We start from the raw sequence: 13,777 nt of genomic DNA on the forward strand, positions 1-13,777 counted from the left end.
TACCTGCGAATTATTTTGTACTCCGTACTTTCACAATTCTACATCTTCAACGTATAATGGCCTCAGCTTCCGTACGATCATCTCACTGACGCGGATCAATGTATCAAGGTCATTTTTCTGATTATTCAGATACGCATGGAAGCATCCCTGAATACAGAAAGAAAGCATGATATTCTTCTCCGGGTCCTTCTCATACTGTGGATATTTTTCTATAATCAATCGTTTAAGTTCTGCTTCCAGGCAATCTCCCAGATGACTTTTCTCCGCACCGGAAAACAGAATATTAATCAGTGAATGATTGGACACCAACGCTATATACAGATTTCGCGTGAACACATCCGGATCTTTAAACGGTGATTCCTGCTGGCTCGAAATATTCTTGAGTACTGTCGTGATCGTCTCTGATTCCAGCATCTGTGAAAGTGCATAAATGTCCTCATAATGACTGTAAAACGTCGATTTATTGATGCATGCCAGACTGCACAGCTCTTTTACCGTAATTTTTTCCAGTGGTTTCGCTGCCCGCAATTCCAGAAATGCATTCCGGATCGCTCTTTCTGTTTTTTCTACTCTGATATCCATATCTCCTGCTCTCCTTTATCCGACAGATTCGATAAATCGTCGGTTATCCACCGTTTATGTAAAATCGTCGGTGGACAATCCCCTTTTTTCTCTGGTATAAAGTAACTACAATACCTGCGGATTGCTTCGTGCTTTTACCTTTGGTATTTAGTATACTCAAAAAAGCAACTGATGTCTATTATCTACAAGGAGAATATGATGGATTTTTACGGATTTTATACAGGAAAAATTTTTGATGCTTATAAATATCTCGGTGCACATGTCGAAAAACAGGGCGTGACTTTTCGTACCTTTGCACCTTCTGCTTCCCGCATCACTCTGATCGGAGAGTTCAATGAATGGCAGGAATGGGAAATGAACAGGGTTTCCGACGGAAATTTCTGGGAATGCTATGTTCCTCAGGCAAAAGCCGGGCAGATGTATAAATACAAAATTTACGACCGGAGCGGAAATGCAGTCGAACACTGTGATCCTTATGGATTCGGAATGGAACTTCGGCCAAACAGTGCTTCTATCATTCGCGACATGTCCAAATACAAATTCAAAGACAGTCAGTGGATGCAGAGCCGCAGTGACTGCCGCAAAAAGCCGCTCAATATTTATGAGATTCATTTCGGTTCTTTCCGCAAACCGTCTGATAAGGCAGATGACTGGTATGATTACGAAGAAATGATCGACATTCTGATTCCATATCTTGTCAAAAACGGATACAACTATCTGGAGATCATGCCATTGAACGAATACCCGTGTGATGAATCCTGGGGCTATCAGGCAACCGGATTTTTCAGCCCGACTTCCAGATATGGAACTGCTGACCAGCTGAAAGCATTTGTAGATGCCTGTCACAAACATGATATTGGCGTATTGATGGATTTTGTTCCGGTGCACTTTGCTGTAGATGCTTACGGTCTGGCAAATTATGACGGAACCGCACTTTATGAATATCCGAACTCTGCAGTTGGTGTCAGCGAATGGGGAAGCTGCAACTTCATGCACTCCCGCGGTGAGACCAGAAGTTTCCTGCAGTCCTGTGCAAATTACTGGATCAGCGAATTCCACATGGACGGTATCCGTATGGATGCGATCAGCCGTGCGATCTACTGGCAGGGCGATCCGGCAAGGGGTGTCAACCTTAATGCAGTGGAATTCCTGCAGTATATGAACCAGGGGCTGAAAGGCATGCATCCTTCTGTGATCCTCGCTGCCGAAGATTCTACTTCCTTCCCGAAGGTAACAGACCCGGTCGATCAGGGCGGACTTGGTTTTGATTACAAATGGGATATGGGCTGGATGAATGATACACTGAATTATTTCCGCACCGCTCCTGAATACCGCTCAGAAAATTATCACAAGCTTACTTTCTCCATGATGTATTATTATGATGCTCGCTTCCTGCTGCCACTCTCTCATGATGAGGTCGTTCACGGCAAGGCTACGATCATGCAGAAAATGAGCGGAGACTATGAATACAAATTCCCGCAGGCGCGTTCTCTGTATATGTACATGTATGCTCATCCGGGCAAGAAGCTGAATTTCATGGGAAATGAGATTGGTCAGTTCCGTGAATGGGATGAAAAACGTGAACAGGACTGGATGCTTCTGGATTATCCGGCACATGAAGCTTTTGCACGTTTTATGAAGGATCTGAATAAACTGTATCTGGAACACTCTGCCCTCTGGGAAAAAGATTACGAAGCCGATGGTTTCCAGTGGATCGACTGTCATCAGGAAAGACGCTGCATCTATGTATTCGAACGCTGCAGCAAAAAAGAACGCATGATTTCCCTGTTCAACTTCTCCGATCAGGAACAGATATATGAACTGAAACTTCACGATGCACAGAAATTAAAAGAACTTCTGAACAGTAACCTTGCAATTTATGGCGGAACCCAGAAACGCAAAAGTGCCGCCAAGACAATCAAAGACGGCAAGATCGTCCTGACCCTGCCGCCGTACTCTTCCGTTTATTATCTTGCAGAATAATATTATAAACTTGCAGGGCTGCGATTACCTGACGGTGACCGCAGCCCTGACAATTTTATTTTTTCTTTATGCTTCTGAAAAAATAGCAGATTGCCCACGCAATACTCATTCCTGCTGCAATTCCAAAGGCAAAGAGAAAGGTATCCCTTCCATATTCCAGTGCCTGCACCGTATTCCCTTCGACAATACTGTTCATGCAATAATAAAGGGTACTTCCTGGAATCAGTGGAATGACGGAAGTCACAAAAAAGGAAGTGGACGTTTCTTTACAGATTCTTGCAAGGATTTCCGCATACACATCTACCATAAAACCTGCCAGCAATGACGGAAGGAAAACATTTCCCCAGAGCCCTTTTCCAAGCAGGAATACCAGCCAGCTTAAGAAGCCGCCAGCCGCTGCCAGTGGCAGATATTTCTTTTTCATATGAAAGAGAATTCCGAATCCCACAGAACCAATAGCTCCGGTAATCAACTGTATAACAATTGTTGTACTCAAAGTCCCAGCCTCCCAAACAGAATAATAGCTCCCATAAATCCAAGTGTCAGTGCGGCTGCAAGAAGTAATGCTGCAATCAGACGGATAATTCCGGAAAGTGTATCTCCGATCAGTACATCCCGGATAGCATTTGTCGACATAAGTCCCGGAATCAGGAGCATAATATCTCCAATCATGATCTTGTCCATATGAAGAGACGGACAAAGCAGAGTAAGCCCACAGATTGCACACCCTGTGAGAAAGGACGTTGCAAACTGAAAGGTCACTTCATTCATGCACACCGGTCGAAAATATTGCTGTAATCCCCAGATCAACGCCGCTCCAAGTCCCGCTGCAATCGCATCCGAAATGCTTCCTCCGTAAAAAAGAGCAAAACTGCAGGCAGCCAGAAGACTTCCAAGAAGTTTCCATGTCGACTTCGGTTTATCCGCATTGATCTGATCAAATTCTTTACGAAGTTCCGCAGCAGAAACAGGCTGTCTGCATGGAAATGACTCCTTTGTTATTCTGTTATCTTCTTCCGTAGCGTGTTGCCAGTTCCAGCATTTCTTCCTGAAGTTCTTCTGAGAACTGTCCTTCTTTTAATCTCCACTTCCAGTTCTTGCCAAGTGTGGACGGCTGATTCATACGTGCAGAGTTGTCAAGTCCCAGGTAATCCTGCATTGGGATGATACACAGGCTGGCAACGCTCTGCATTACAAGACAGATCAGGTCGTCACACAATTCCTTGCCGGAATCTTTAAAATTATTCAGATACTCTCGCACTTGTTTTCTCTCAGCCGGGGTGATATCATCCAGCCAGGAAAGGAGTGTTTCATTGTCATGAGTTCCTGTATAAACAACACAGTTTCTCGGATAATTGTGTGGCAGATAGTCGCTGGCATTTCCGGTATCACGCTCATCAAAGGCAAACTCAATAACTTTCATGTTCGGGTAGCCGCTCTCTTCTACAAGCTGTTTTACGGTATCGGTCATATAGCCAAGATCCTCAGCGATGATCTCTCTGTCTCCCAGACTTGCAGAAATTGCACGGAACAGATCGATTCCCGGACCTTTTTCCCACCAGCCGTTTTCTGCTGTCTTGTCACCATATGGAATTGCATAATATTCATCAAATCCACGGAAATGATCGATTCTTACAACATCATACAGACGGAAACAATTGGAGATTCGTTTGATCCACCATTCATATCCTGAATTGCGGTGTACTTCCCAGTTGTACAGAGGATTTCCCCAGAGCTGTCCTGTAACGGAAAATCCATCCGGCGGGCATCCTGCTACCTGGGTCGGGCAGTTTTTCTCATCAAGTTTGAAGAGCCACGGGTTTGCCCAGGTATCTGCACTGTCCATTGCAACATAGATTGGGATGTCCCCGATGATCTGAATTCCTTTTTCGTTTGCATAGGATTTGAGTTTCATCCACTGCTGGCGGAATTTGAACTGCATATATTCCTGAAATTCAATCTCGAAATACATTTCTTCTCTGTAATAATCCAGAGCATTCTGCCAGCGAAGGCGGATATCTTCTGCCCATTCGCTCCATGAAACACCACCAAAACGCTTCTTCACAGCCATAAAGAGTGCATAATCTTTCAGCCACCAGGCTTCTTCTTCCTGAAACTTACGGAATTCCGGATCCATATAGATGTTACTGCGTTCATATGCTTTACGAAGAAGTATCATGCGTCCTTCATATAATTTCGCATAATCTACGCTTGTTGCGTCTGCGCCAAAATCAATGCTGTCACATTCTTTTTTTGTCAGAACCCCCTCTTTGATCAGATCTTCCAGACTTATGAAATATGGATTTCCTGCAAATGTAGAAAACGACTGGTACGGAGAATCGCCGTAACTGGTCGGTCCCAGTGGCAGAATCTGCCAGTAGCTCTGTCCCGCTTTTTTCAGTGCATCTACAAATTCATAGGCCTTTTTGTCAAAACATCCAATTCCATACTTTGACGGCAGACTGCTCACCGGAAGCAGTACACCGCATTTTCTTTTCTGTGCCATTTTTTTCCTCCCTGGTATTCCTTTTTAACGCGGAAAAACCAGGCGCATTTTAACGCCCGGCAATCCTGATTTATCTGTTATGCTTATTTTGTCATATCGGAAGGTAAATCGTCAATGTTCAGAATTAATGGTTTATGTTAAATTTTAAAGATGTTTCCTTTTCTCTTCCACATAAAAAACACTTCTGTAAAACCAAATGCTCCTACAAACCAGGAGATTATTGATTCTTATGATTTTCTCTCAAGCGCAGCATCCACACAGAATTGCACCGGACTGATTCCGTCAGACCCGGTAAACGAGGATGAACTGGAATCCTATGAAGCGGTATATCACTATCAGCCACCGAAAATCAAAGATATGGCTGAGTCTAAGACTAATTGAATAACAACCAACAAGGGGATACACTTACTAAATATCGATGAAAAGTGTATCCCCTTAACCTAGTTCACATATAGATATTTTCTATTTCAGAGAATTCCAAATTCCCTCATCAACCGTTCTCTGAGCACTTCATCTACTGCTATTCTCTGCAAGTCATCCAGACGATTTTCTTGCATAAGCTTCGTTATAAGTGCAGACATTCGTTCTGTACCAGCTTTTTCGCCTTCAAGTTGTCCCTCTCTTCGCCCTTCCTCTCTTCCACGTACAACACCATCCTCAAATATCATCTGGCCAATCCTCGTCATCGCAACCGCCTCCTTTACCTCTTCCAAATCCTTTCCTTCCAGAAATTTATCTGCCAGTGTATAAAGCATTGCCATTGTTTTTTCTGCAGTGATACTTTTTTCTGTTTTACTTAGTTTCAGCGATTCCAGAATAATATCTTTACGTTCTTTCTTACTGCTCATCAAAGGAGTCAGTGCAAGTTGTGCAAATTCTTCCTCTGTAAATAATTCACCATTCTGTTTCTTTTCCTGCAGACGTTTCAGAACAGTGTCCGCATCTTTATCTGACAGATATATCGGTATCACTCGATAAGAATACATACCACAGTCTATTTCCGTAACTGTGTGTTCTATTCCACCGGAATAAATCACGTATGTAATAACATTTTTTCCTGTTTTGTGAGATAGTACACTCTCGTATGCATGAAATCTACGAAGATCTTTCTTTCCGGAATCTGTCGTCTGAAATTCTATATGAATATAGAAACCTCCAGTTGTAAGGAAAGTAAAATCCATATATAAAGAATGAATTGTCAGTTCCACCAGTTCTGTGATTCCTGCTTCCACAAAATCGTAATCTATTCCCAGAAACTTCAGGATCGTGTCACGGAAATAGTCAAAACCCATTTTCAAAATCGCATCTTCATGTTTCGTATTTGCCATACGGCTTCCTTTCTTTCTTCGTTCAGTATCGTATGCTTTTGTATTTTGAAAATGTCTTTGGTTTATTTATATGTTTATCTATAGGAACTTATTTTCTGTAATCTGCGTTTATCTTTTGTAATGTATAATGCAGGTTCCTCCTTTGAACTTATTGTACTATAATATTTATTTTTCAGCAATGTATCTATACGCACAAAGCCTCTGGGGTAGTTTATTTACCCAGAGGCTTTGGATTACTGAATCAAAATTCAACTTTTAACTTTTATTTTTTACTCCACCATCCGGCTCTCGTCGGCTTTGTATTCGAAGAAATCGAAATCGGCACATTTCTTATGAAGGACGCGGTCAGCGCAGGTGAGACCTACCATGGTGCCGGTGAACTCACCGTATTTGCAGTATTCATCGGAGAATCTGGTGGTATCGAAGATGCGTCCGATCTTCTCATAATTTTCTCCATCGTAGCTCCACTCAAACCAGGATTTTCTTCCTTCGATATAGAGGCGAAGGTAGATCGGCTTGTCCTCTACCGGAATCCTGGTATTCAGGAATTCTGTCTTGACGCCATTTTCCAGATGGATGATAGATAATGCACTCTGTCCAAGAGTTTCACTGTAATATTTGCGGAGGTTGATGTAGTTCATATTATCATAATACAGGATCAGACCGGCACTGTGCTGATGGACTTCCGGCACGAATTCCATCTTTGTGGTGATCCTTGCGTAAACGCTGGTCAGTTTTCTTGCAAGAATACTGACTTTGTTCAGGGAAGTACGGGATTCCTGCCCACGGATACGGACATATCCTTTTCTTGCATTTATATCAGCAAATCTCTGCGGCATGATACGTGGTGAGTAATAGAAGTTTCCAAGTTCATCACCATCAAAATCATCAAACTCCGGTGTCTTTTCTACCGGATATTCCGGGAGGGAACTTTCCGGTACTTCGAGCTTGGCAAGGTTGCTGCCATCCGCCATGCGGAGCCAGTTATCTTCTGTCCACATCATCTTTTGGATCGCGGTCTCTCTTCCAAGAGTGCAGCGCAGTTCCGGAACGAACGGTCTGGAGCAGAGATGAACCAGATAGACTTCTCCTGTCGGAAGTTCCACATAACTTCCATGACCGGATTTCTGAAGAATAGAGTCCGGGTTATAGTACTTCGGTTTCAGATGATCCGGGTCCTGTCTTTCGTAGGATTCTCCTGGTACACTTGTCACGATCGGGTTCTTCGGATCTTTTTCATATGGTCCCCAGACGTTTTTGGAACGTCCCATGGTCACACAGTGATTGTATCCTGTGCCGCCCTCAGCACACATGATATAATAATATTCGCCACGTTTTGTCAGATGTGGGGCCTCGATGCAGCCTCTGTCCGTGCCGCCCCGCCAGATCCGTTTCGGATATCCTACAATCTCCTGTTTTTCCGGAGAGTATTCCACCATGCAGATCGCACCCGGTTTTTCGTAGCCTTCTCTCGTTTCCCACTCCAGAGAAACTACATATTTCTTTCCGTTTGTATCATGGAACAGAGACGCATCGAATCCAGAAGAATGCAGGTAGACCGGTTTGCTCCACGGTCCTTTGATGTTTCTGGAACGGATCAGGAAATTATCTACATCAAAATATCTGGCATTCATGGAATTCATCACTCCATAAACCACATAAAACATATCTTCTTCTTCACAGTATGTCAGACATGGAGCCCAGATTCCTTTTGCACTTGGAAGTTTCTTGAGGTCTACTTCCTCATCATCGGTCAATACATGTGTATACAATTCCCAGTTTTTCAGATCTCTGGAATGATACACCGGGATTCCCGGAAACCATTCAAAAGTAGAAACTGCCATATAATAATCATCGCCTTTGCGGCAGATGCACGGATCCGGGTTGAATCCCGGAAGTATTGGATTCTGTATCATTGCATTTTTCTCCTCTCAGGATATATCAGATTGTAACTGTTCAGTACCCTTGCAGTTACGTCACATTTTAATTACTCCATTGTGATCCAGCCAAAATCAACACTGCGTCCCAGATCCCAGCTGTCCCAGCCGATCCAGCCCGGGGTATTGACGGTATCTGTCAGAAGTTTATAACTCCAGTAGTAATAACCGCTGCCTTTCTTCCATGCATCAAGCTGGACTTTTGCCAGGGCATTGTAGATTTTTTTCTTTTCCTCAGCACTTACCGTTTCTTCTGCGCTTCCCTCTACACCATTCAGAACGCTCTGTCCGCCCTTGGTATCACATCCGCAGGCAAGGGAATTAAACAGACACCACTCTCCGCAGATCACCGGAAAATATTTTTCCATTTCTGTGATCTTTGGCTCTAATTCTTCTTTTACATATTTTACGTAGGCTTCTACTGTCTGCTCGCATCCATCTGCTTCAGCAATCATCAGATACTGGTGCGTATCCAGGATGACATTGGAATATTTTTCTTCCTGCATAAAATCTTTCCATGCCATCAGTTCAAAGCCATCGTGAATAACCACATATTTGTCTTTCGGCATATATTTGCTGATGCGGTCATAGGCATCAAGATAGTATTTTCTGAGGAAATCCATCGTGATCGGTGCAGAACCCTGTGCAAGAACCGGGTCTGCCGGTGGATAACGATGCTCAATATCCATAGTTTTCCACATATTTTCTGTGATCGGCTCATTAAGCGGCTGGATTCCCAGAAGACCTTTTCTTGTTCCATAACGCTCTGCAAGGCGTTCCAGTACGCTGAGTGCAAACTCAACTTCGTCCGGATTCTGTGCCCACTTACAGACACCGCTGATTCCACCGTTGTCAAAACCATTCTGGCTCATTGGGACAGTATGAAGATCGATCAGAATCGTCAGCCCATATTTTTCTGCCCAGTTAAAAGCTTTGTCCAGTTCTTCGATACATCCGACAAATGGTTCTCTGTCACCAAAGATAAAGTACGGTACCGGGATTCTCACAGATTCAAGTCCCATTCTTTTGATCGTTACAAAATCACGCTCTGTGATGTATTCGGAACGATGGATCTTAATTCTTGCTTCATATACTTCCGATGAGAGCTGGCGCGGAAGATAATATTCATCTTCCGCTGTTGTGCCTTCAAATAATGCCGGGTTCATCCATTTCTCCAGAACCAGCCAGTTTCCAAGATTGACTCCTTTGATCTTCATGTTGTCCAAACCTCCGTTATTTCCCCATAGTTATACTCAAAATTTATTTACGTGCTTTCAGATCAGCCAGAATGCCGTCGAATTCTTTGTCCAGATGATAAAATTTCATGATGATAAGTCCGCATACATAGACTGCGATCGGAATCCATACGAAACAGATTCTGATAGATGTCAGTGCGGAAGCAGTCTGTGCTGCTGCATTTCCCACATATCCGCCAACTTCCAGGATCACACCGAGAAGTGCAGAACCGATACCATTACCAATCTTGTAACCGAAGCTGCAGGCACTGTTTACAAGTCCTTCTGTACGATATCCTGTTTTCCATTCGCCATAGTCGATCGTGTCAGATACCATTGCCCACATAGTTGCACCGCCGCAGGCATTTCCGATTCCACGGATCACACTGGATACTACGATGATCGGCATGGAGCCGCCTGAGAAATTCAGTACGAGCATTCCGATAATGTCCAGGATAAGTCCCAGTGAAAATACATTTCTTTTACCAAATTTTTTGACCAGCATGGCGATAAAGAACATGCCAAGGATCTGTACAACATTGAAGATACCATTGATGGTACTTACCAGATTTTTGTCTCCGAGGATATCTTTTGCATAGTATACAGTTGCGCCGCCGTTTACAGAGTACATCAGGAAGAAAAGTGCCAGCATACCGGTCATCATAATCCAGTATTTGTTCTGGAAAAGTGCCTTGATCCCTGTTACAAACGGAACGTTTTCTTCTACTTTCTGCTCGCCAGCCTCATTTGCTCTTACTCGTTCTTTTGTTCCGAAGAAGGTGCAGAGGAAAGCTGCGATGGAAACGAATCCAAATACAACGAAAGTTTTTGTCCATGCAGATGCGTTGTTTCCGAAGTATTCTACCAGAGGCAGTGTGAATGTATTGATGGTAAGTGTTCCTGCTGTTGCAAGAAGGTTTCTGAAAATACTTAATACAGATCTTTCATATGGATCCTGTGTCATCAGTGCGTTCAGTGCGGAATATGGGACATTGATCGCAGTATAGATGACGGTAGATACCAGGTTATAAGTGATAAATACGTACACCAGCTTCGGTGTGGATGACCAGGAAGCCGGAACGGAAAACATCAGGACTCCTGATATTGCAAACGGGATGCACATACGCAGGATCCACGGTCTTGCTTTTCCGAATCTTGAATGGGTACGGTCAACGATGACCCCCATGATAATATCACTGATTCCGTCAAAAACTCTTGAAATCATCATGATGGTTCCAACTGCCATCGCGCTGACTCCTGCGTAGTCTGTGTAGTAAAACAGCAGGAATGCTGACATTGCAGTATAGATGATGTTACAGCTGAAATCTCCACAGCCGTATGCAAAACGTTCAAAAATCTTTCCAAAGGTCAATTTGCTCTTTTGATTCATTGGTTTCCTCCCTCTCATTGCTCCGTGTTCTTCTTGTTTCTTTTCATTTTTTCTTTGCTTATTGCTTTGCCATGGCTGTTTCTTATGGTATTATAATAGCATATCATGATGGAGCATATTAGGTATAAAAAGAGCTAATATATAGGTCGATATTCTCTTTTTTTAATTTAATTTTGATAAAACAATAACAAAATACGGCTAGTAAAAAAGGTAAGAGGAATGGGTATTTATGAAAAATAAAGAAATCTCATATGAGATCATAGACTTTTCCGGTGAGACCAATGTACAGTTCCGTACCTCCGTAGATCCCGGAAGTTATATCCCGACGCACTGGCATCGTGCCATAGAGATCATTTATATGCAGGAGGGTTCTCTGGATGTCACTGTGGAATCCGAAAGTTTCACGATCCATAAAGGCGACTGTATCCTGGTCAATGGAAACGTCCTGCACTCCACCAAGTGTACTGCACCAAATACTGCGATCCTTCTGCAGATCCCGCTGGATTTTGTAGCAAAATATATTCCTGATCTCGGACAGCTCCTTTTTCTGTGGGATTATCGGACGGAAGATCCTGTCAAGAAGACAAAACTCATGATGTTAAAAACTACTCTGGAACAGCTCCAGATCATCAATGATATCCGCCCGGATGGGTATCTTCTGCGTTTTAACAGTCTGATCTTTGAACTTCTGTTTCAGCTGTACCACAATTTCAGCGTGAAAGTTTTTCATCAAAATATCAATCAGCGCCAGAAAGAAATGGACCGGCTTGATCCCGTTCTGAATTATATCGCAGAACATTACAAAGAACCGATCTCTCTGGACGAGATTGCAGACATCGCCTGCCTCCAGACTGGGTATTTCTGCCGCTTCTTTAAGAAAAAAATGGGCGTTACTTTTCTGGAATATCAGAATGAATATCGGCTCTCCTTTATCTACAAAGATCTGATCACAACCAAAGATCCTGTACATGTGATCCTGGAACGACATGGATTTACAAACTATAAGCTGTTTCGGAGAATGTTCCTGGAACATTTCGGAGATACACCGACGAAGATACGGAAACAGAGAGAACATGTATAAAAAACAAACCTCCCGGGTAGATTAAATTTATGGTTTTATGATAAGCCTTAATTTTAATCTACCCAGGAGGTTTCGTCTTATGAAAAAAGATATTCCATCCAAATCTTCCCCATCCAATCAGGAAATCATTGATTCCTGCGACTTCCTCTCAAACGCTGCATCGACCCAGGACTGTACCGGTCTGATTCCCGCGGGACCGGTGAATGAAGATGAGCTGGAGTCTTACGAAGATGTATATCATTACCAGCCGCCCAGACTTTCCCACAAAAGTACAGAAAATATACATGACAGCAAGTGAACATTCCCCAAAAAAGAAGCACAATTCGCCAGATACCAGCAAATTGTGCTTCCTTCAAACTAATTCACTTCTAAATGTACTCCACTTCAGGGAATATCAAATTCTTGCATCAGTTGTTCTCTGAATTCTTCATCCTGAGTTATTTTCTTCAAATCATCCAACCGATTTTCTTCCAACAACTTCGCTGTAAGCATCGACATACGTTCTGTCGCAGCTTTTTTACCTTCTTCCCTTCCACGTACAACACCATCATCAAAGATCATCTGACCAATTCTCGTCATCGCAACCGCCTCCTTTACTTCTTCCAAATCTTTTCCTTCCAGAAATTTATCTGCCAGTGTGTAAAGCATTGCCATTGTTTTTTCTGCTGTGATATTTCTTTCTGTCTTACTCAGCTTTAATGACTCCAAAATAACATCTTTCCGTTCTTTATTGCTATTCATTAATGGTGCAATTGCAAGCTCCTCGAAGACCTGTCGATATGATCAATACTTTTTTGCCATGATTAAATTTCCCCTTTTTCAGCGTTTTTTTTAACCTTCCGTATAACTTTCGCAGGCACTCCTGCTGCAATCGTATTGGCCGGAACATTCTTTGTTACAACTGCTCCTGCTGCAATGATTGAACCTTCACCAATTGTAACCCCCGGAAGAACTGTTACATTTGCTCCAAGCCATACATTTTTTCCAATGTGAATCGGCTGAAATATCATTCCTCCTCTTTTCTCAGGATCTTCCATATGGTTGATTGTTGCCAATACTGCATTATGTCCAATCAAGGCCCCATCCTCTATATAAATACCACCCTGATCCTGAAACTTACATCCTGCATTAATAAAAACGTTTTTACCTATATGGATATTTCGCCCACAGTCCGTATAAAACGGAGGAAACATTCCAAAACTTTCATCTATCTTTTGCCCGGTAAGTTCTGACATAAGTTCTACGATTTCTTCTTTTGTATGATATTTGTTATTCAGCTCCATCGTTATTTTTAATGCCCTTTGAGACAACTCATGCATAACCAGATGTTCTTCACTTCCACCATCTACAATATATCCAGGCTTCATATTACTCAGATATTCCTCACATGTCATGATTAACCAACCTCGTTTTCTTTAACATATATACCATCCTCCATATGCAAAATTTCTTGTAATTACACTACCAACAGTATGTGATATAGATATCATATATCCTAAAGTTAACTTTAGGTCAAGCATAAAATAACAGGAGAACCGTTAAATGTAAAAGTAACTTCCGGAGTGTAAATCTTAATTCCGGCTAGCTGACGTTAGTCTTACATGGTATTCTATAGATGCAGTGGATTCCTCCCATTTTACCAAGGAGGATATTTCTTATGACTACAACGAAACATGATAAAAAACATTTAACTACTACTCAGAGAATTAAGATTGAAGATGGTTTGAACAAAGGT

13 protein-coding genes are annotated in these 13,777 nt (G+C 42.6%); 3 read left to right on the forward strand and 10 right to left on the reverse strand.

Going from position 1 to position 13,777, the window contains the following annotated elements:
• Positions 1–30 precede the first annotated feature (30 nt).
• Positions 31–582: a TetR/AcrR family transcriptional regulator gene (locus KQI91_RS08730; RefSeq protein WP_216392442.1), complete on the reverse strand. Its 552-nt coding sequence runs from the start codon at positions 580–582 to the stop codon at positions 31–33.
• A gap of 198 nt (positions 583–780) precedes the next feature.
• On the opposite strand from KQI91_RS08730, the gene glgB reads away from it, so the two are divergent.
• Positions 781–2,565, forward strand: coding sequence for a 1,4-alpha-glucan branching protein GlgB (gene glgB, locus KQI91_RS08735; protein WP_216392455.1), 1,785 nt, complete (start codon positions 781–783; stop codon positions 2,563–2,565).
• Between the two features lie 55 nt (positions 2,566–2,620).
• Here the strand turns inward: glgB and KQI91_RS08740 are convergent, their stop codons facing one another.
• From KQI91_RS08740 to KQI91_RS08770, 7 genes are all read right to left on the reverse strand, one after another.
• Complete coding sequence (locus KQI91_RS08740; RefSeq protein WP_216392443.1) at positions 2,621–3,061, reverse strand: threonine/serine exporter family protein; 441 nt, start codon at positions 3,059–3,061, stop codon at positions 2,621–2,623.
• Positions 3,058–3,567, reverse strand: coding sequence for a threonine/serine exporter family protein (locus tag KQI91_RS08745; RefSeq protein ID WP_330654504.1), 510 nt, complete (start codon positions 3,565–3,567; stop codon positions 3,058–3,060). Before KQI91_RS08745 ends, KQI91_RS08740 begins: the two co-directional genes overlap by 4 nt.
• Before the next feature lie 4 nt (positions 3,568–3,571).
• Positions 3,572–5,071: a 4-alpha-glucanotransferase gene (gene malQ, locus KQI91_RS08750; RefSeq protein ID WP_216392444.1), complete on the reverse strand. Its 1,500-nt coding sequence runs from the start codon at positions 5,069–5,071 to the stop codon at positions 3,572–3,574.
• 467 nt (positions 5,072–5,538) lie between these two features.
• Complete coding sequence (locus tag KQI91_RS08755) at positions 5,539–6,399, reverse strand: hypothetical protein (RefSeq protein WP_216392445.1); 861 nt, start codon at positions 6,397–6,399, stop codon at positions 5,539–5,541.
• A gap of 269 nt (positions 6,400–6,668) precedes the next feature.
• Positions 6,669–8,315: a glycoside hydrolase family 43 protein gene (locus KQI91_RS08760; RefSeq protein ID WP_216392446.1), complete on the reverse strand. Its 1,647-nt coding sequence runs from the start codon at positions 8,313–8,315 to the stop codon at positions 6,669–6,671.
• A gap of 71 nt (positions 8,316–8,386) precedes the next feature.
• Entirely contained in the window at positions 8,387–9,553 is a 1,167-nt protein-coding gene (locus KQI91_RS08765; RefSeq protein WP_216392447.1) for a glycoside hydrolase family 5 protein, read from the reverse strand.
• 43 nt (positions 9,554–9,596) lie between these two features.
• Entirely contained in the window at positions 9,597–10,961 is a 1,365-nt protein-coding gene (locus KQI91_RS08770; protein WP_216392448.1) for an MFS transporter, read from the reverse strand.
• A gap of 229 nt (positions 10,962–11,190) precedes the next feature.
• Between KQI91_RS08770 and KQI91_RS08775 the strand changes: the two genes are divergently transcribed.
• Positions 11,191–12,042, forward strand: coding sequence for a helix-turn-helix domain-containing protein (locus KQI91_RS08775; protein WP_216392449.1), 852 nt, complete (start codon positions 11,191–11,193; stop codon positions 12,040–12,042).
• Positions 12,043–12,121: 79 nt separating this feature from the next.
• The gene (locus KQI91_RS08780; protein WP_216392450.1) at positions 12,122–12,340 is read left to right on the forward strand and encodes a hypothetical protein; all 219 of its coding nucleotides are present in this window, start codon (positions 12,122–12,124) and stop codon (positions 12,338–12,340) included.
• A gap of 86 nt (positions 12,341–12,426) precedes the next feature.
• Here the strand turns inward: KQI91_RS08780 and KQI91_RS08785 are convergent, their stop codons facing one another.
• A complete protein-coding gene (locus KQI91_RS08785; RefSeq protein ID WP_216392451.1) occupies positions 12,427–12,750 on the reverse strand; it encodes a hypothetical protein in 324 nt (107 codons plus the stop codon).
• A gap of 95 nt (positions 12,751–12,845) precedes the next feature.
• Complete coding sequence (locus KQI91_RS08790) at positions 12,846–13,436, reverse strand: sugar O-acetyltransferase (RefSeq protein ID WP_216392452.1); 591 nt, start codon at positions 13,434–13,436, stop codon at positions 12,846–12,848.
• Positions 13,437–13,777 lie beyond the last annotated feature (341 nt).

This window comes from Blautia sp. MSJ-19 (genome assembly GCF_018918125.1).
GTDB lineage: Bacteria > Bacillota > Clostridia > Lachnospirales > Lachnospiraceae > Blautia_A.